Below are 433 nucleotides of genomic sequence, written 5' to 3'. Positions count from 1 at the left end.
CGCTTCCTCCGTCCGCGTATCGCGGCACGAGCTGCATATCCATGAAGGGCGACTTGCCGGGCTTGTCGAACTTCTGGTTGGGGAACATCGGATCGTACCAGTAAAGGACTTTGCCTGCCCCGGCGGGCGTGGTCGCCTCCGATTGCGGTGCCTGGCGATGGCCAGCCCAATAGCCTGTGCCGCCGGCCAGCAGCGCGACAGCCAGGATCGATGCGCCCCAGCGCAGCGCGGATTTATCGAGCGTCATGGCCGCTCCTCCCCATAGGTGATAGTGATGCGGACCGCGTCGCGCGCGACGTCGGCTTCGCGGTTGAGCGCCTCGACCTCGGCCTCCGCGAGCCCGAGCGTCGTGAGCAGCGCGGCGCCAAGGTCGAGCTTGCCGGCGCCATAGCTGTCGCGGTCGAGCTCGGCGCGGTGCCTGGCGAGTGGCACC

General features: G+C 68.4%; 2 protein-coding genes. Both read right to left on the bottom strand.

Annotation, left to right across the window (positions count from 1 at the left end):
* Positions 1-247: heavy metal-binding domain-containing protein (locus tag V6E90_RS21540; RefSeq protein WP_332606413.1), on the bottom strand; the 247-nt coding region annotated here is incomplete at its 3' end.
* Positions 244-433: hypothetical protein (locus V6E90_RS21535; protein ID WP_332606412.1), on the bottom strand; the 190-nt coding region annotated here is incomplete at its 5' end. The genes V6E90_RS21535 and V6E90_RS21540, both read right to left, overlap by 4 nt.

It is taken from the genome of Acinetobacter sp. ESBL14 (genome assembly GCF_036668815.1).
In the GTDB taxonomy this organism is placed as follows: Bacteria; Pseudomonadota; Gammaproteobacteria; order Pseudomonadales; family Moraxellaceae; genus Acinetobacter; species Acinetobacter gyllenbergii.
Note: the sequence above shows the minus strand (reverse complement) of the source record. Positions and strands in the feature narration are given on the sequence as shown.